Source organism: Streptomyces sp. NPDC092370 (assembly GCF_044755265.1).
Lineage (GTDB): Bacteria > Actinomycetota > Actinomycetes > Streptomycetales > Streptomycetaceae > Streptomyces.
On record NZ_JBIVQO010000030.1, the window covers coordinates 1 to 1,230 of the forward strand.

Sequence of the window (1,230 nt, forward strand, 5' to 3'; positions counted from 1 at the left end):
GCTGCCGGCGGACTACCGCACCGGCCTGGTCCGCCGCCGCGCCCTGGACCTGTACGAGGCGATCCCCGTCCAGCACCATCGCGAGCACGCCGTACAGGAACTACGCGACGTCGTAGCCGGCTGACAACGACCGCTTCCACAGTGGGGACCCGACAGCCAAATGGGCTGGGCGGGTGAATGACGGGCCCGTGGCGCACCCGGGCTGCCGGGCAGCCGGTTGTGGGTTCAAGCGGACCGATCCGGCCCGTGCACGGGGTCACGTCTGCGAGGCACATCATGGGACGTCACAAGCAGCACAAGCCGCGCCGCCCACGGGGCGAGAACGACCGGCCGGCCACGGAGTGGTTCGGCACGGCGTTCCACTCCACCGAGGGAATGCAGCACCTGGACGTTCGCCAGTCCGGCAACGGCATCCTGATCACCTCCTCCCCTGCGGAGATCGACGGCGCTCCGGCCTCGTGGGCGCTGCGTGTGCGCAACGATGACGACGGCCAGGGGCTGAACGAGTTGGGCGCAGCCCTGGCTGCCGGGCGAGGGCACGGTCAGGTCACGTCCGAGGGGCCTGGACACAGGACCGTCCTGGCGTTCATGCCCAACCACCCCGAGGACGGCGTCGGCACGCTGGCACGAGTCCGCACGAGCGACGGCCCGGAGGGCGACGTCGTCTTCGAGCGGAGCGCGGAACGGCCTATGGGGCTGTGGGCCGAAGCCGGGGAGGGACTCCTGCGGATCGTGCCGCTGCTCGGTCCGGACGCGCCGCCGGCGGACGAACTCGAGGACTGCCGACTGTGCCCCGGCTGCTACCGGCCCGTCTACGAGAGCTCTTCCTCGCACACTCTGATCGGGGCCGGTCCGATGCCGGTGATCGGGCTGTGCAGGCTGTGCGCCGAAGGCACCACGCTTCGCTCGCTGCGCCAGGCGGACGTCCCGGTCGACCCGCAGCAGCGCGCCGTTCTTGAGACCGTGGCCGCCGCCATGGCGTAGCCGGGTCTTCGGTGCCCGTTCCGCCCACCGGGCCGGACGTCGGGCAGCCCCCTTCGTTGCGGGGGGGGCGTGCCCGGCGTCGCGCGCGCAGTCAGCGGCCGGGCGGCTCGGGGTAGCGTCGGCGGCGCCGGTCCGGGTCGTCGACGCCGATCTCGTACCAGGGCTCCCCGCGCTGGAGCCGGGGCAGGGTGTTCACCCACACCGCGACGGCGATGCCCTTCACGTCGTCGGCGAGCGCCTTCAGGC

The 1,230-nt window shown here is 72.6% G+C and carries 1 protein-coding gene; it reads left to right on the forward strand.

The window, feature by feature from the left end; genetic code table 11:
* Positions 1–276: 276 nt before the first annotated feature.
* On the forward strand, positions 277–984 hold the full coding sequence (locus ACIQHQ_RS37390; RefSeq protein WP_402621303.1) for a hypothetical protein: 708 nt from the start codon (positions 277–279) through the stop codon (positions 982–984).
* Positions 985–1,230: the final 246 nt, after the last annotated feature.